This window comes from Gynuella sp. (assembly GCF_050297175.1).
Taxonomy (GTDB): Bacteria; Pseudomonadota; Gammaproteobacteria; order Pseudomonadales; family Natronospirillaceae; genus Gynuella.
On sequence record NZ_JBNKSF010000027.1, the window covers coordinates 23024 to 40117 of the forward strand.

Consider the following 17094-nt stretch of genomic DNA (forward strand, 5'->3'; position numbering starts at 1 on the left):
ATTTCGGCCAATCGGTTTCAAAAAAATCGACTATACAAAGGCAGGAATTATGAAACAAATAATGACACTGTCGGCAGTTGTTTTTGCCCTCATCACATCCTCTTTTATTTTCGCAGCATCACTTAATATTCAATCGGGAACTATTTTACTCTATAGCGACAGAGCCGAAGGTACCTGGCAGCTGGTCACCTTTGATGAGCCGTTCAATGTTGTGCCAAATGTTGTGGCACAGACGGTTACTTACGCCGGTAGTGATGATCCAAACCTACGCATACAAAATGTGACCAAATCCGGTTTCCAAATACGCTTTGATGAACAGAATACAGCCAATGGCACAGCGGGACGGGCAGACGGTAGTCATGCGACCGAATCAGTTTCCTGGATTGCCATTGCTCAATAATACAACTCAGTATAATTCGGATACACGGCCTACGCCGGATATCTGGAAAAGACTGAATCTATCGGTGGAACAGGCACTAATGTGCCTGTTCCCAGTTTTCGCCCACACCAACATCCACGACCAACGGTACGTCAATGTCCGCCGCGTGTTGCATCCGCAGTTTTACACCGTGGATAAATTCTTCAACGTTGCGCTCCGGCACTTCAAAGATCAATTCATCGTGTACCTGCATGATCATAGTGGCGTCCAGTCGTGATGACCCCAACCATGCCTGCACATCCACCATCGCACGTTTGATGATGTCAGCGGCCGTCCCCTGCATAGGTGCATTAATGGCCGTTCTTTCGGCAGCCTTACGCAGCATCTGTTTACTGGCTTTGATGTCAGGAAGATACAACCGACGGCCGAAAATGGTTTCGACATAACCGGTCTCGGATGCTTCTGCCCGGGTTTCATCCATATAGCGACGAACACCAGGATAACGGGCAAAATAGGTATCCACGTATTCCTGTGCTTCTTTGCGACCGATGCCTAATTGTTTTGCCAGGCCAAAAGCGCTCATCCCGTAGATCAAACCGAAGTTAATGGCCTTGGCATTGCGGCGCTGTTCACTACTGACTTGATCTTCGGCCACCCCCATTACTTCTGCTGCTGTCGCGCGGTGAATATCACGGCCCTCACGGAACGCTTTGATCAGGTTCTGATCCTGACTCAGGTGCGTCATGATGCGCAGTTCAATCTGGGAATAATCGGCAGCGACAATTTTATAGCCCTGCGGAGCGATAAACGCCTGCCGAATAGCTCTGCCTTCTTCACTGCGCACAGGAATATTCTGCAGGTTCGGATCATTGGAGGAAAAACGTCCGGTCGCAGCGCCTGCCTGATTGTAACTGGTATGCACTCTGCCAGTGTCCGGGTTTACCAACCCTGGCAAAGGTTCGGTATAGGTACCCACCAGTTTATTCAGATGGCGATACTCCAGTATGCGCTTGGGCAGATCATAGGTCAGTGCCAGTTCACTGAGCACTTCCTCATTGGTGGAAGGCTGACCAGTGGCAGTTTTCTGCAACACCGGCAACCCTTGTTTCTCAAACAAAATGACACCGATCTGTTTAGGGGAACTTAAATTGAAAGCTTCTCCGGCCTCTTCGTGGGCTTCACGCTCCAACACCCCCATACGTTCGCGGAACTTGCTCGTCAGTTCGTGCAGATATTCGACATTGAGCATGGCACCCGCGTCCTCCACTTTGGTCAATACCGGAATCAACGGTTGCTCGATGCCGGTATAGACTTTTTCCAACTCACCAGTGCCGGTTAACCGGGCATCCAACCAAATATTCATGCGCATGACAGCATCGGCTTGTTCAGCCAGGTAATGCGTACTCTCATTCAATGGCAGACTGTCGATGGTTTTCTGTTTGACACCCGTAGCACCAGCAACCTCTTCGAGGGTCTGGGGACTCCAGTTAAGGTAGCGACGGACCAGATTATCGATGCTTAGATGGCCGAAGTGAGCGCTGAGTTCACTGACCCGCCGAACGGTGCTATCTGCCACAAACGCTTTGAGCATAGTGTCCTGCCGGCAATTGGACAGCTTGATACCATAAGGTTTGAAGGCATGACGCAGTGCCTTGATATCATGCGCAACTTTAGTCACGTCATAGCTTTCCAGAACCGGTTTCAATAGCTCCAGTGCCAGATGGTCGTCCAACAACACCGGCGTATCTTCGGCCTGACAACTGAAAGGCAGGTAATATGCCGTTCCAGGCGCCATACAGAACGCCAGACCGGTCAGCCGCGTCCGCAGATAATGACCTTTTTCTCTGACCGGTACCAACGCCAGCTGCCCGGCGGTCCGAATCTCGTCGATCAGCTGTTTTAGCCCTTCCCGTGTCACGACGCACTTAGACTGCGTCGTCGGTGGAAAGCCCAATTCTGCCTCAACCGCCTCGGCCTGCTGCGATAAAACTGATTCCGCCGGGCGACCACCCGCAGCCGGCTTGGCCGGCATATCACCACCCAACTCGTTAACCCAGCTTTTGAACTCCTGTTCGAGATACAGATTCAGCAGCGCGTCCTTGTCGGGTGCCTCATGACGAAGCGTATCCACCGCATAATCCAGTTCGACATCGCATTTGATCGTGGCCAATTGATGTGAGAGATAAGCAAGCTCTTTATTGGCTTCGAGTTTTTTAGCCATGGTTTTGGCGCCACGAAACGTCAACCCGGCAATTTTTTCAAGGTTGTTATAAAGGTCATCCAAACCACCGATTCCGGCAATCAGCGCTTGCGCGGTTTTCTCTCCGACCCCAGGTACGCCGGGTATGTTATCGACCTTATCCCCCATCAGCGCGAGATAATCGATCATGTACTCCGGTCCAAAACCATATTTGTCGTTAACGCCCTGAACATCCAGCACTTCGTTTTTCATGGTATTCACTAACCGGACATGTTTGGAGACCAATTGCGCCATGTCTTTGTCGCCGGTGGAAATGATACATTCCCGGCCCTGCTCAGTGGCCTGCCTGGCCAGTGTGCCGATGACATCATCAGCCTCTACGCCTTCAACACATAACAGCGGTAATCCCATGGCTTTGATAATGGCGTGAATCGGTTCGATCTGAATTCGCAGCTCATCCGGCATCGGTGGCCGGTTGGCTTTGTAGTCTGCGTACTGCTCGTGGCGGAAGGTAGGACCCTTGGCGTCAAACACAACCACAATGATGCTATCTGGATATTCCAATACCATCGAGCGTACCATATTGATCACTCCCTTCACGGCTCCGGTCGGTTGACCTTTAGAGTTGGTGAGTGGAGGCATGGCGTGGAAGGCCCGGAACAGATAGGAAGAACCGTCAATCAGAATGACGGGGACAGATGGGTTTGCTGATGTCATGTGCTATTGTTGCCATTTTTTGATGATTCAGATGAGAATCTTAACCTAATGAGTGTATTCACCCCAATTACTGAAGCTCAGTTACATGAGTTTCTGTTTCGTTATCCGCTGGGTCAGTTGATCAGTTTCAGTGGTATCGAGGCCGGCACAGATAATTCCAACTTTTTCGTTACCACCACACACGGTGAGTATGTACTGACTTTATTTGAAAACCTGACTGATCGGGAGCTTCCCTTTTTTCTGAACCTCGGCGATCACCTCAAGGCCAGAAACTGCAAAATCGCCCAACCCATGCATGATAAAGCCGGTGATGCACTTCAGGTGCTGGCAGATAAACCGGCGGTCCTGTTTGAAAAACTGGCGGGTCGCCACGTCGTGGTGCCAAGTCAGGACCATTGTTCACAAATGGGTCGCGCCATGGGTGAGTTCCACAATGCGGTTCAGGAAATGAGCATTGAGCGCTGTAATCCGTTCGGGCTCAATTGGCTAATGGCACACCGCCAATATCAGCACTGGATGGACACCGAAGACCACGAATTGTTTAACGAAACCCTCGATCAACTTGAACAGCTCAACAACATGGACCTGCCAACGGGTATCATTCACGCGGATCTGTTCCATGACAATGCACTGTTTAAAGATGATCACCTGAGTGGCGTCATAGACTGGTATTTTGCTTGCAACGATTACCTGCTGCTGGATCTCGCCATAATGATCAATGACTGGTGCCGGCATGGACTGACATTCGATGAGAACCGGATCGATGCCATGATTCACAGCTATCAGAGCAAACGCCGGTTGACGGAGGATGAAAGCCGGGCCATGGTGCTGATGCGGAAATTGGCAGTCTGCCGTTTCTGGTTATCACGCACGCTGGCCTGGAATGATCTGAAAGACCGGCAACTTGGGCAGGTGACAGTAAAATCACCCAATGAAATGAAGAGCTTGTTGAAAACCCTATAAGTCTGCCAATACCGGAATACCGGTCCCGGCCATAACAGGACACCCTATGCATACCATCATCAAAGGCAAAGGTCAGCCATTGATCATTATTCCCGGCTGGACCGGTGATTCAGCATTCATGGCTTATTGTTACGAGACAATATTAAAGGATTCCGGTTTTCAACGTATTTATCTCGACCCGCCAGGACACGGTGGCACCACCGGTTATCACAATCTGGAAAATATTGATCAGTATTTCCAGATCATGTTGGAAAAAATCAAAAAACTGACAGATGGCAAGCCATTCGCAGCCATGGGCTTTTCCATGGGTGGGTTCATGGTACGCTGCCTGTCAATGGAACTGCAGCAACAGTCCATGGGTTTTGCCATGCTGGCACCGGTCATCACACTACCGTATGAACAACGGATACTACCGGAGCTGATTACCCTCAAAGATGAATTACAGCAGGAACCCCTGTCACCGCTGGAAAGCATGTACATGGAAACCCCCATGCGAACCCATTCGTTGCTGCAGTTTTTAAGAGCCGCACCATCACCCACGTTCAACGAAGCCAATATCCGGCTACTCGATAAACTGTTTTTGCCAGAAAATTACCGTGTATCATTCGATCCCGACAAAAACGCGGAACAATATACCCGCCCCATATTATGCATCGCCGGTAAACAGGACCATGTAGTCGGCTATCAGCAGGCCGGACAATTATGCAACCGATACCCCAGAGCCACATTCGCAGCTCTGGACCGCGCGGGTCACTGGCTGGAGGAAAAAAACGCCATTATTACCGCGCTGATACAGGAATGGCTGATGGCCATGAAAGATGAGTTGTAAATCAGGACACCAGCTCGTGCCCTGTCAGTAAAAATGTTTCTAACCAGGTCTTCTGTACAATCCTTGCATCTGCTGAAGCGCGATGACGCGCAACTCCCAGTTGCCGGATGACACGAGCCTTGACCTGGTCCCAGATCATGATCTGTTCTTCACTCATGATCATTTCCAGCGCTGACAAACGAAATGAGGGATCGATGCCAGCTGCTTCGTACAATGCCCGAAACCATGGGTAATCCACGACCCAGCCATCGCTGTATACCGTTTTTCCAGCCAAAGCCTGATTAAGCTCCAGAGCTACTTCCAATGGCGGCTTCCCAGCCTGCAACAAACGGGAATATTCAATACCGTGCACAGCCTGCGCCTCCAGCGACCAGTAGTGCCAGTCGGCATGTGGTTGAATCAAGGCACAATAGCAATGCCCTTCCGAATGATAGTAGCCAATCTCAATTGGAAATCCTCGACTGCCCATCGCGGATGCTTCTATATCGAGAATAACAGGAGGATGAGTTCCGCCATATAAATGCATAACTGACAAACCTTTTCACCGGAATGGTCTGATAAAACAGTTACCAGCCTTCCTTTTTTTGCAGCATGCATAAGCATCACTGCAATATTTATATTTTTTCCGCCACAGATTCTTGTCTTCGTGCTGATAAAAACTGATGCAAAAACGCCAGTCCCAACAAACACAATCCAAGTCCCATAAAAGACAGGACCCGAAGTAAACCGGTCAATCCGGACATATCAACCAGAAAAATTTTAGCAACAACCAGACCAAGTAATGCCAATCCGATACGGTATATATTTTTATTTTCCCGAATTATACCCAGAATCAATGCCAGTCCGGCCATCATCAGCCACACAAGAGAATAGGTATAGAGTTCTGCATTCGATGTATACCGCCAGAACACCAGTTGTTCTCCCGATTGCCAAATGTGACGAATCTCTAATGAAATATAGAACCAACCAGTGAATCCGGCAAACAACAAACAGTACTGGCGCACTGCCGGAAAAAAATATCGTGAGGCCAGCCAGGCGATTAAAGCGGGCAAACCATAGGCAATGATCAACAAACTAAAAACCGGAGTGGCTCCCACTGGCTGGCTCGAAAACAACGGATTATAAAATGTTAGCAGTGCACCAAAATTGACAACGGCCATCAGCATAAGCACCTTCGCACCGATCAAATAGATTCTGGCAAGTCGTACGGAAAATTGGCTGCGATAAAAATAGATCATTGCCATTGCGCCCCAGAGACTGGTATTGATGGCCGCTTCAGTAAAGGAATATTGCTGTTGGAAAATCACGCCATCGTACAACCAGTAGCGTATCTCTGTACTCAAAAACAGTACCAGTAAATGCAGTGCAACGGCTGTCAGCCAGGGCTTTATGTTCTGACCACTCTGACACAGCCAGGCGGCAGCGGCAATCACAGCAAAAGACCCACCATATGTCCATAGTGACCAGTGCACATGATCCGGATAACTCAGCAACCACGGATTCATCGTTAACCTGATAACCACAACAGCCAGTAGGCCCTTGACGACATAGTCGATATTTTCCAGTGAATAGCGCCGACTGATCCACACCAGTGATAACACCTGCAACGCCAGCGCCAGAGTTAAAGATGCCTGGGAAAACAAAATTACGACGGCAACGGAATAAGCGGCATGAGCGGCAATCACCAGCCATGCCGTATTCACCCCAACATCACCTGATCTGACCCGCAATCCGACATACCCCATGAATAGCAGCCCCAACAGCAGCGCCATGACAAACCACCCCCAACTGCCATGAATCTCGAACACCGTGGCATAGCAAACTGCCATCCAAATCACTGGCGATAACCAGGTCAATGACGCCGATCGGCCCATATGCACAGCTCGTGTTTGATTCCATAGGGAAAAGAGGAAAAACACCAACGCTTCGAGCAGTATCATGATCAGATAACCGGGAGGAGCAGTATGCAGATATTGGTTGGATTCATACCAGAGAGCACGCATCCAGATCGCGACCAAAAAGGCAGCCGCCTGAGTCAATAACGCCAGCCATGGCAGCCAACTGAAACCGGGATTATTCCGCGTCAGCACAAATAGAATCACCAGCAGAGGCAACCAGTTGAACCAGCCATAGGCCCAGTCTGGCTGCAATACCAATGCAACACTCTGACCGATCAGCAATAACAGCAAGGTCATTACACGGATATCGAGACGTTTGAGAAGAGTATCTGAGGTCTCAATCAACAAAGGTTGCAGCTTGCGTTGTAACAGAAAATTATGATCTTTCAGAGCCGCCATCAGGTAGGCAAAGATCGAGAGGTAAATGCCCAACCAGCCAGGATTCTGCATCTGCGGCAGCAGTCCGGCAACAAACCAGAACCCTGCTCCGGCCAACGTACCCAACCATAACCAGGGGCGATAAATCCAGTGCATCAATGCAAACGCCGATGCTGTGACTATCAAGCTGTAGATTAAGGCACCATTAACATTGTGACTACCCGTACTGACCAGTACAGGTACGGCAAAAGCCCCCAGAATACCGATAATCGCCAACACCGGTCCTTGTACCAATGCCAACAACATGGTTGCCATCGAAACAATCACCAGGCCGGTAAATACCACCATAGGAGGCCATAGCTGATAAAGATGCAATGCCGCCAACAAGGCGGCAAAAAGGGTAATACTGGCACCTCCTGCCAACGCCGGTATCGACGCATAATGCCGGGATGCTTTGCGGCGCCAGAACTCAGCCGCCAGGTGCAATCCTATCCCTGAAACCAAGGCCACGATGACCCGTGCCAATGGCCCCAGCAAACCCTGATCAATCGAATACTTTACCAGGAAAATTCCGGCCAGACCGATACTGGCACCACCGAGCCAAACCATCCACATGGACTTGGCTTTTTCCAGCCAGGCGGGCTGGGCGGCAGGCCCAACATCCACCGGAGCCCCATGACTGACAACCGTTTGGGATAAGGGCTCTGATGACGTCTCGGGTTGAGATTCCGGATAATACTCAGGGGTATCAATAAGCGGTGCTGCTTCCACCCTCTGAGCCTCAGGCTCACTCCTGACAGTAGACTGCGGAGTTACCACCTGCTGACCCATCAGTTCCGCCAGACGTTGTTCCAATACCCGTATCCGGTAAGTGGCTGAGTTAACTTTCAGCAGTGCCACCCAGCCAAGTACAGCCCCTATGAGCAAAAATAACGCGATCAACACTCCCAGGATACCCAGTACTTCCATGAATCTCTCCCATCATCAAACTGTCTGTCAGCATATATTATTAACCGGAATTTCCAAGTAACCTACATCGATGCCGGTTGTTCAGTTAGAATGCCTTTTCCGGCTTAACCAGATAATTAACCAAAAACCGTAAACGCGTGTTTGCATTAACACTGGCAAGAGAAATCTTTATGATCACACGGACCAAATATCTATTCGCACTATGCCTGCTCAGTCTGTTTCTGTTGACTGCCTGCGGGCAGAAAGGTCCGCTGTATCTTCCGGACCCGAACCCTGAATCAACCGATACTGGACAAAAGTGAACGACGCTCAATGAATCCATTTCAATACCGAGATAATCAACTGTATATCGAAGAACTGCCGCTCACTGAGGTTGCCGGTCAACATGGCACACCTTTATATGTGTATTCCCGTCAGGCCATTGAAACTGCATGGCATGATTATGCAGATGCATTGAAAGATCACGGCATGGTTTGTTATGCAGTCAAAGCCAATTCCAATATCGGAATTCTGAATCTGCTGGCCCGTCTGGGATCCGGCTTTGATATTGTCAGCGTCGGTGAGCTTGAGAGAGTGCTGACCGCCGGAGGTGATCCATCCAAAATCGTATTTTCCGGTGTCGGCAAGCAGATCGATGAGATTCGCCGCGCACTGGAAGTGGGTATTCACTGCTTCAACGTTGAATCAGTAGCCGAATTACAGCGCATCAACGAAGTCGCCGGCACCATGGCTGTGCAGGCACCGATTTCGATCCGGGTAAACCCTGATGTGGATGCCAAAACCCATCCTTATATTTCAACCGGGCTGAAGCAAAACAAGTTCGGTATAGACATCAACTCGGCAGAGCAGGTGTATGCTCTGGCGGCAAGCCTGGCCAACATCAATGTCATTGGGGTGGACTGTCACATTGGTTCACAGATTACCGATGTTACTCCTTTTCTGGATGCACTTGACCGGCTGCTGGCGCTGATTGACCGGCTGGCCGGCAAAGGCATTCAGATCAAACACCTGGATCTCGGCGGCGGTATCGGTGTGCAGTATCAACAGGATGAACCGGTTGTCTCACTGACTGATTATGTAGAGCAAATTGTCTCCCGTATTGGAGCGCGACCTCTGACGCTGATCATGGAGCCAGGACGTTCCATTGTTGCCAGTGCCGGAGTGCTGCTGACCCGGGTCGAGTACCTTAAACAGAACGATGAGCACAATTTTGCCATTGTGGATGGCGCTATGAATGACCTGATCCGACCATCCCTTTATCAGGCCTGGCAGGATGTTAAACCGTTGCAGTTGCGCACCGGTGCCAGCCATACCTGGGATATCGTCGGTCCTATCTGTGAGACCACCGATTTTCTTGCAAAAGGTCGTCAGCTGGCCATAGAGCAGGGTGATATTCTGGCAATTATGGACTCCGGCGCCTATGGTTTTACCATGGCATCCAATTATAATTCCCGCCCTCGGGTGGCGGAAATACTGGTCGATGGCCAGCAAACGCATGTTGTTCGCCGCCGCGAAATTTTTGCTGACCTGATTGCCCATGAATATCTGATCGAATAAGGAAAATATGATTTTGGCTCCCGACAGCAGCAGAGCAGACAACAAAACCCTGCGATTTACCAAAATGCATGGCCTTGGCAATGACTTTATGGTCATTGATGGTGTTACTCAGGATGTGCACCTGACTGCAGCGCAGATTCAACGCTGGGCTGATCGTAATTTTGGCATAGGCTTCGATCAGCTGTTATTAGTGGAACCGCCTGCCGAACCCAACGTCGATTTCCGTTACCGTATTTTTAATGCTGATGGTGACGAGGTGGAACACTGTGGTAATGGCGCCAGATGTTTTGCCCGTTTCGTTCTGGATCAAGGTCTTACCCACAAGCGTGTCATCCGGGTGGCAATTCAAAAGGGCATGCTGGAACTACACGTCCATGACGATAATACGGTAACCGTGGATATGGGCAAACCGCAGCTACAGCCGCAGGACATACCCTTTATTGCCGAGAAACAGCAATCAGTCTATCCACTGCTGATCAGTGAGCATGAACCGGCACTGGAAATATCAGCAATCTCAATGGGTAACCCTCATTGTGTCATACTGGTCAATGACTTGGACAAGGCTCCGGTTCAGGTGCTTGGTCCACTGGTAGAAAACCACGATGCATTTCCAAAACGTTGTAACGTTGGTTTTTTGCAGATATTAAACCGTCATGAAGGTCGTCTACGGGTATTCGAAAGAGGCGTGGGCGAAACGCTGGCCTGTGGTACCGGTGCTTGTGCGGCAATGGTTGCCGGACGCCTGCGAGGATTGTTTGATACAAATGTCACTCTGCACTTGCTAGGTGGCGATCTGGAAATCTCCTGGTCCGGCGACGGCTCTGTCCTAATGACTGGTCCAGCGACAAAGGTATTTGAAGGTTATATCCCTTGGAACAACCCAACACACAATTGACTGAAGAAGATGTTGAACGCTTCTTAAGCTTAAATCCCCGCTTTTTTCACGGACGTGAAAAGCTGCTTCGTAGCATGCGCATTCCTCATGTGTCCGGTAAAGCAGTCTCATTACTTGAACGGCAAAATGCACTACTCAGAGAGGACATTGCGGAACTTAATCAGCGACTGGAGACCTTAATCAGTCACGCTCATGAGAATGACCGACTGTTCAACCGTCTGCGAAGTCTGGTACTGGATCTTATGGTAGTTAGCTCGCTATCTCAATTGGCAGAGCAACTGCACCTGCATCTGACCCGCCACTTCAATGTCGATGAGGTCAGACTATTGTTATCCGCTCCGGGAACCACTCATGCACCATGGATCGCCCCTCTACCGGAAGCTGATGCCCTAGAGCCCCATAATGACCTGCTAAGCCAGGCAAAAGCCGTATGCGGTGCGTTTGACCAACAGTTAAGCCAGTTACTACTTGGCCCCGACACTCAGAGTCAAAGCCTGGCCATGGCCTCGATGCACTATGATCAGTGTTATGGCTTATTAGTACTTGGCAGCATACAGAAGGATTACTTCCGTAATAGCATGGATACTTTATTCCTGACTTATCTTAGCGATGTTACTGCCCGTGTCCTTGCACATCTGAGCAATCAATAATGAATTGATATTCATCAACCCCAACCACGAACTTGTCATGTGGTTGGGGTTAGAATGAGTTATATCAACTTTTCTAATACCAACTCATTCGACAATGACGATAAGCGGATTTATTACTTATCTGTTTTACCTGTACATCCCTTGTTCTTACAGCATTGCCTTGAGAGGTATTTATGATCCCATGGATTGAACTGTTTATCGTCCTAACCTGCTTATATGTAGGTGCCCGCTACGGTGGTATCGCCCTTGGCGTCATCAGCGGTATTGGCCTGGCAATTCTGGTGTTCGGTTTTCAAATGAAACCGGGAACACCGCCAACAACGGTCATATACATTATTATTGCAGCAGTCACGACAGCAGGGATTCTCCAGGCTTCCGGCGGGATGGATTTCTTAATTCAAATCGCAGAAAAACTGTTGCGCAAACATCCTAATCGGATCACATTTTTGGCACCTTATTGCACTTTTTTCCTAACAGTCTTGTGCGGCACCGGACATGTGGTATACACACTGACTCCAATCATCGCTGATATTGCTCTGAAAAAAGGCATCCGCCCGGAGCGTCCAGTTGCAGTTTCCTCGATTGCTTCTCAGGTCGGGATTACCTGTTCACCCATTGCCGCTGCAGTCGTCTCGTTCGCAACCATGACTGCGGATAACGGTTTTAGCATCTCTATCCTGCAAATCCTGTCTGTTACGATTCCATCCTGCATGCTCGGTCTGTTCTTTGCCGCTCTTTACTCCAATCGTCGTGGCCTGGACCTCGATAAAGACCCGGAATACCAGAAACGCCTTCAGGATCCTGAGTTAAAACATTATATGTTTGGTGAAACTGCGACTTTGATGAACAAAGAACTTCCTAAGTCAGCCAAAACCTCTGTATTAATGTTCTTCGCTGCACTGGTGGTTATCGGCTTACTCGCAAGCTTCCCTGAATTACTGCCTAAGTTTGGAGAAAAGGCCAAACCGTTATCAATGAGTCTGGTTATTCAGATTGTCATGCTCTGTACTGGCGGCCTGATCCTGCTGGTTTGTAAAATCAAACCCAAAGACATTGTTTCCGGCTCCGTATGGCAGGCCGGAATGGTCGCTGTGGTAGCCATCTACGGGATCGCCTGGCTGTCTGATACCTATTTCAGCACCCACATAAGCTCTATGAAAAGCGGTATCAACACGATGGTACAGGGAGCACCATGGGCATTTGCATTTGCATTGTTTGGAGTATCTGTGTTGATTAACACTCAAGGCGGTACCGTACTGGCAGTCATGCCGCTCGGCTTCTCTCTTGGTATTCCGGTCACCGTTCTGGTGGGCATCCTGCCATCTGTTTATGGTTATTTTTTCATCCCGAACTACCCATCAGATATTGCATCGATGAACTTTGATCGCTCCGGCACGACCAAAATCGGTAAATACTTATTGAATCACAGCTTTATGGCACCGGGGCTGATTTCGGTAATCACGTCCTGCACATTTGGTTACTTCTGGGCCAAAGTCATTGTTGGCGCCTGATTATGCACAATTCAGGACAAGGCCAAAGCCTTGTCCTGCCACCCTGTATATCACTCGCACTCTTCGACTTTCAGTGTCTCAGAAAACAAAATATCCTGAGTCGTGTTAATTGACACGAAAACGTATGGATTGGTTAATGCATCTGTTACCCCACAGCCTTTGCCAGGCACTGATGTGACGGCAGTTACTGTAAGATAACCATCTTCCGATTCAGTATCAGCCACATTAACACCGTAACCTCCCGTATTTTTCTGACCGATATCAACCAAGACCACTTTGTGAGTCGTAAAATCGATCAGCTGTGCATCCGCATCTGTATAACCCAGCAAGGCAGCTTCATAACTTGCCTGGTCTTCGAATACCCTGAGTGTTTTAGAAGTGTACACACCACTATTGATATATGTTCCCTGGTGAAGCACTTCGACATTACCCTTCAGCGTGTCTGCTTCAGCATCACAGCTGGAGACCATTATGGAGACCCCTAATGTCAGGGCCAGAGCAATTATTGCTTTCATATCTATTCCTTTAATGTTTGTGTGGGGCGTAGAAGAATATAAACAACAGCTATCCTTAACCATCATCTTTTAGAGCTGTTAGTCAGGCTTGAAGCATCGCTCTACTGTTGACATTGAGGACAATAAACACTGGTTCTTCCCCCCAGACGAATTTCCTTTAGTGGCCCAGAACATTGTTTGCACGGCAAAGACCCACGCCCATAAACATTCAGTTGTTGTGCAAAGTAACCTGGTTTGCCATCAGAGTTCACAAAATCTTTCAGGGTGGTACCACCACTGCGGATGGCTTGCTGTAGAACAGCCTTCACCGCTTGCGCAAGCAGATGATATCTAGCTCTGGTAATTCGCCCGGCCGCGACTGCCGGCCGAATTCCCGCATTGAATAGCGCCTCATTCGCGTAAATATTACCAACTCCAACCACTACATGGTTGTCCATTAAAAACAGTTTGACCGCCTGCTTTTTCTTACGTGACAGAGCAAACAATCGATCACCATCAAACTCTTCTGACAGAGGTTCGGGCCCTAATCGGTTTAACAAAAAATGTTCTTCGTCAGATTCTTGATAATAAAGCCAGGCACCAAACCTACGAGGATCGTTGTAGCGAAGTACAGTACCGTTACCAAAACTCAGTTCCACATGATCATGCGTTTCGGGTGGCATCGGCTGATTCAGAATCCGCATGGATCCGGACATACCAAGATGAGCCAGAACTGTTCCCTGTTCAAAGCGAAACAGTAGATATTTAGCTCTTCGCTCTATCCTCAACAGCCTCTGTCCTTGTAACCAGGACGGTAATTCCGCTGGAACAGGCCAGCGCAATGCTGCGTTACGTATGACAACGGCTAGAACCTGCTGCCCAACAATATGCGGTTCTAATCCGCGACGAGTGGTTTCAACTTCGGGTAATTCAGGCATGGGAACTGATTTTCAATAGACAAAAACGATACTTGTTAGAAGCCATGTTAGCGACGTAGAAAATGATGTCCAAGTGTTTTCAACAGACGAAAAAAAACCCGGCGAACCGGGTTTTTATGCCATTGAATCAATTACTTGATTTTGGCTTCTTTGAATTCAACATGCTTACGAACTACAGGATCGTACTTTTTGAAAACCAGTTTGTCTGGTGTAGTACGCTTGTTTTTATCTGTAGTATAAAAGTAGCCAGTGCCAGCACTGGAAACCAGTTTAATCTTATCGCGTGGCATATTTCAGCTCCTTAAATTTTGTCGCCACGGGCACGTACATCAGCCAGCACAGCATCGATACCTTTCTTATCGATAATGCGCATGCCTTTTGATGAAACCCGCAGTTTTACAAAACGATTCTCACTTTCTACCCAGAAGCGATGTGTATGCAAATTAGGTAGAAAGCGACGCTTTGTCTTGATGTTTGAATGAGATACGTTGTTACCGACAGCTGGACGCTTACCTGTAACTTGACAAACTCGTGACATCTTTCTATCGCCTCCGATGAAAATATTCAGCACTCGTCAGATTTGAATCTGCCGGGCGCCCGAAATTAGGGTGCGGATTTATACCAGAACACCGTAGTGCCGGCAAGCGTAATTACTTAGAAACTGTTATTTTTTTAGACAATGCCACACCAGCATTACAACAACCCCTTCTGAGCCAGCGAGGTTATATACCCATCACCAATGATCTGGTGATCCAACACTCTCACGTCCACTAATGCTAAAGCCTCTTTCAGACGACGGGTAATAGCGATGTCCGCTGGACTGGGTTCTGCAACGCCTGAGGGATGATTATGAGCGAAAATCACTGCGGCTGCATTGTGGGACAATACCCGTTTCACAACTTCACGCGGGTAAACACTGGCCCCATCAAGGGTTCCGGTAAACAAACACTGATGCTTCAGTAGCCGATGTTGATTGTCCAGAAACAATACGTGGAATTCCTCATGGGGAGTGTCCCTCAGGTGATGCAGAAGATATGCCCGGGTGGCATCGGTGGAATCGAATACATCCTCCCTCTGCAACATCTCTCCGGCATGCCTGCGGGCCATTTCCAGTACTGCCTGCAACTGCACGTACTTGGCCTGCCCCAGCCCCTTATGCGAACAGAACTGCTGCTGATCAGCCCCCATCAACACCCGCAGACCACCAAATCCGCTTAGCAACTGTCGGGACAAGTCCACTGCGGACAAGCCTTTAACCCCGGTACGCAGAAATATGGCCAGCAATTCTGCATCAGATAACGCTGCGGCTCCACGGGCCAGTAATTTCTCCCGCGGACGTTCATTTTCAGGCCAATCACGAATGGTCACTCAACTCTCCCTGTTACAAGGTTTTTTGCAATAATATACTGTATATAAAAACAGTATCAAGAAAAAACCATATGTCTGTCAGGTCTCTGAATGTGACAATGCCTGGATGACCACTCCCTTGCTGGTCAGATCCTCCTGCCAGGGCAGGGTTTCTATCGCAGTACCAGCAATCAGGTCTTCAACAAATGAATCCCGGACCCCTGCAAAAATTCCGGACTCCATCAAATCATAGTTTCTGATACCCGAACCGGTCAGAATGATTTTTTCTGGTCCCAGCAGTGCAAGCAGATTTCCAATCCCAACTCCGAGCACTCTACCGGCATCCGCATATAAACGCCGTAATTTCTCGTCACCCTGACGCGCCCGGTCGGCCAGATCCTGCATTTGCTGTTCAGAAGGATGCATAACATCGGTCTCAGGTAACTCCATCATCAGGCAGGCATCCCGATAAATGGCATAATCGCTGACATAAGCTTCGATGCAACCACGTTTACCGCATCGACACTGAGGTCCTTCATGAGAAAATTTCGTGTGTCCAAACTCAGCAACGGCGCCAACACCCCCAAGGTAAAGACCTCCATTCATGATCAGACACATACCCACGCCGTAGTTGATCATAATGACAGCCATACTTTTCACGTCTTTGTATTGCGGGCTCCGCTGCACAGCAACACCGATACAATCGGTATCATTGGCGACAACGACAGGAACGGAAAAAGCGTCCGACAATGGTGTTGCCAGATCCATGTGGCGAAAGCCCAGTGCCGGGCTCCAGACTACGGTTCCACTGTTACTGTCAACAAACCCCTGTACCGCAATACCGATGGCCCGAAATTGTTCATATTCGTGGCCATGAGTATCAATAATGGCAGTTACTTCGGTTTTCAGAATGTCAACCAGCATATCACCGGAAAGTTTACGTGTATTAAGATGCCGGGTCCGCTGAAAATGTATATTGCCCTTATAATCTCCCAACTCAAACTGCAACTCATTGATAGAGAGTTTTATAGCAATCACACAGGCTGCCTTCGGGGTCAGATCAATGGCTACTCTCGGGCGGCCTCTGACTCCGGAGTCCTTGTCCTGATCAGCCAATTCATAAATAAGACCGGACTGTTGCAACTGGGCGGTGATGGTCGTGACAGTGGAAGGACTCAAACCAAGATAATTACCAAGATCGATGCGGGCCATTGGTCCGGCCTGGCGCAAAGCATTAATGATATCGTTCCGATTGACCTGCCTGATTTTCTCAGTGTTGGATATTTTTGTACTCATGCGCTGGTATCAAACCTCTAGCGTCAATATTAGAATCTCCTGGAAAGCATAGCCAAGAAGCATAAACTTCAAA

At 48.9% G+C, this 17094-nt stretch carries 17 protein-coding genes; 8 read left to right on the forward strand and 9 right to left on the reverse strand.

Annotated elements, in window-relative coordinates:
- Window positions 1-49: 49 nt before the first annotated feature.
- Window positions 50-400, forward strand: a complete 351-nt coding sequence (locus ACQY6I_RS09915; protein ID WP_428241329.1) for an H-type lectin domain-containing protein — start codon at window positions 50-52, stop codon at window positions 398-400.
- A 76-nt stretch (window positions 401-476) separates the two neighbouring features.
- On the opposite strand, the gene polA is transcribed toward ACQY6I_RS09915, so the two are convergent.
- Window positions 477-3296, reverse strand: coding sequence for a DNA polymerase I (polA, locus tag ACQY6I_RS09920; protein ID WP_428241330.1), 2820 nt, complete (start codon window positions 3294-3296; stop codon window positions 477-479).
- A 48-nt stretch (window positions 3297-3344) separates the two neighbouring features.
- Between polA and ACQY6I_RS09925 the strand changes: the two genes are divergently transcribed.
- Complete coding sequence (locus ACQY6I_RS09925) at window positions 3345-4259, forward strand: homoserine kinase (protein WP_428241331.1); 915 nt, start codon at window positions 3345-3347, stop codon at window positions 4257-4259.
- Window positions 4260-4305: 46 nt separating this feature from the next.
- Entirely contained in the window at window positions 4306-5088 is a 783-nt protein-coding gene (locus tag ACQY6I_RS09930) for an alpha/beta fold hydrolase (RefSeq protein WP_428241332.1), read from the forward strand.
- A 1-nt stretch (window position 5089) separates the two neighbouring features.
- On the opposite strand, the gene ACQY6I_RS09935 is transcribed toward ACQY6I_RS09930, so the two are convergent.
- Together ACQY6I_RS09935 and ACQY6I_RS09940 are read right to left on the reverse strand one after the other, a co-directional pair.
- Window positions 5090-5614 (reverse strand): hypothetical protein, encoded by a 525-nt coding sequence (locus ACQY6I_RS09935; protein ID WP_428241333.1) that lies wholly within the window; start codon window positions 5612-5614, stop codon window positions 5090-5092.
- An 88-nt stretch (window positions 5615-5702) separates the two neighbouring features.
- Window positions 5703-8333: a DUF2339 domain-containing protein gene (locus ACQY6I_RS09940; protein ID WP_428241334.1), complete on the reverse strand. Its 2631-nt coding sequence runs from the start codon at window positions 8331-8333 to the stop codon at window positions 5703-5705.
- A gap of 170 nt (window positions 8334-8503) precedes the next feature.
- Between ACQY6I_RS09940 and lptM the strand changes: the two genes are divergently transcribed.
- The 5 genes from lptM to ACQY6I_RS09965 all read left to right on the forward strand — a co-directional run bounded on the left by lptM (window position 8504) and on the right by ACQY6I_RS09965 (window position 12946).
- A complete protein-coding gene (gene lptM / locus ACQY6I_RS09945; protein WP_428241335.1) occupies window positions 8504-8635 on the forward strand; it encodes an LPS translocon maturation chaperone LptM in 132 nt (43 codons plus the stop codon).
- 10 nt (window positions 8636-8645) lie between these two features.
- A complete protein-coding gene (gene lysA / locus ACQY6I_RS09950; protein ID WP_428241336.1) occupies window positions 8646-9890 on the forward strand; it encodes a diaminopimelate decarboxylase in 1245 nt (414 codons plus the stop codon).
- 7 nt (window positions 9891-9897) lie between these two features.
- Window positions 9898-10785, forward strand: coding sequence for a diaminopimelate epimerase (gene dapF / locus ACQY6I_RS09955; protein WP_428241337.1), 888 nt, complete (start codon window positions 9898-9900; stop codon window positions 10783-10785).
- Window positions 10761-11435 (forward strand): DUF484 family protein, encoded by a 675-nt coding sequence (locus tag ACQY6I_RS09960; protein ID WP_428241338.1) that lies wholly within the window; start codon window positions 10761-10763, stop codon window positions 11433-11435. Before dapF ends, ACQY6I_RS09960 begins: the two co-directional genes overlap by 25 nt.
- Before the next feature lie 173 nt (window positions 11436-11608).
- Window positions 11609-12946, forward strand: a complete 1338-nt coding sequence (locus tag ACQY6I_RS09965; protein ID WP_428241339.1) for an anaerobic C4-dicarboxylate transporter — start codon at window positions 11609-11611, stop codon at window positions 12944-12946.
- Between the two features lie 50 nt (window positions 12947-12996).
- On the opposite strand, the gene ACQY6I_RS09970 is transcribed toward ACQY6I_RS09965, so the two are convergent.
- The 6 genes from ACQY6I_RS09970 to ACQY6I_RS09995 all read right to left on the reverse strand — a co-directional run bounded on the left by ACQY6I_RS09970 (window position 12997) and on the right by ACQY6I_RS09995 (window position 17021).
- Window positions 12997-13461 carry a protease complex subunit PrcB family protein gene (locus ACQY6I_RS09970; RefSeq protein ID WP_428241340.1) on the reverse strand — a complete coding sequence of 155 codons (465 nt, stop codon included), beginning with the start codon at window positions 13459-13461 and terminating at the stop codon, window positions 12997-12999.
- 101 nt (window positions 13462-13562) lie between these two features.
- Complete coding sequence (gene mutM, locus ACQY6I_RS09975) at window positions 13563-14378, reverse strand: bifunctional DNA-formamidopyrimidine glycosylase/DNA-(apurinic or apyrimidinic site) lyase (RefSeq protein ID WP_428241341.1); 816 nt, start codon at window positions 14376-14378, stop codon at window positions 13563-13565.
- 131 nt (window positions 14379-14509) lie between these two features.
- Window positions 14510-14668: a 50S ribosomal protein L33 gene (gene rpmG, locus ACQY6I_RS09980; protein WP_044616031.1), complete on the reverse strand. Its 159-nt coding sequence runs from the start codon at window positions 14666-14668 to the stop codon at window positions 14510-14512.
- Between the two features lie 11 nt (window positions 14669-14679).
- A complete protein-coding gene (gene rpmB / locus ACQY6I_RS09985; RefSeq protein WP_044616030.1) occupies window positions 14680-14916 on the reverse strand; it encodes a 50S ribosomal protein L28 in 237 nt (78 codons plus the stop codon).
- Window positions 14917-15071: 155 nt separating this feature from the next.
- Window positions 15072-15746 (reverse strand): RadC family protein, encoded by a 675-nt coding sequence (radC, locus tag ACQY6I_RS09990; RefSeq protein WP_428241342.1) that lies wholly within the window; start codon window positions 15744-15746, stop codon window positions 15072-15074.
- A gap of 78 nt (window positions 15747-15824) precedes the next feature.
- The gene (locus tag ACQY6I_RS09995; protein ID WP_428241343.1) at window positions 15825-17021 is read right to left on the reverse strand and encodes an ROK family protein; all 1197 of its coding nucleotides are present in this window, start codon (window positions 17019-17021) and stop codon (window positions 15825-15827) included.
- Window positions 17022-17094 lie beyond the last annotated feature (73 nt).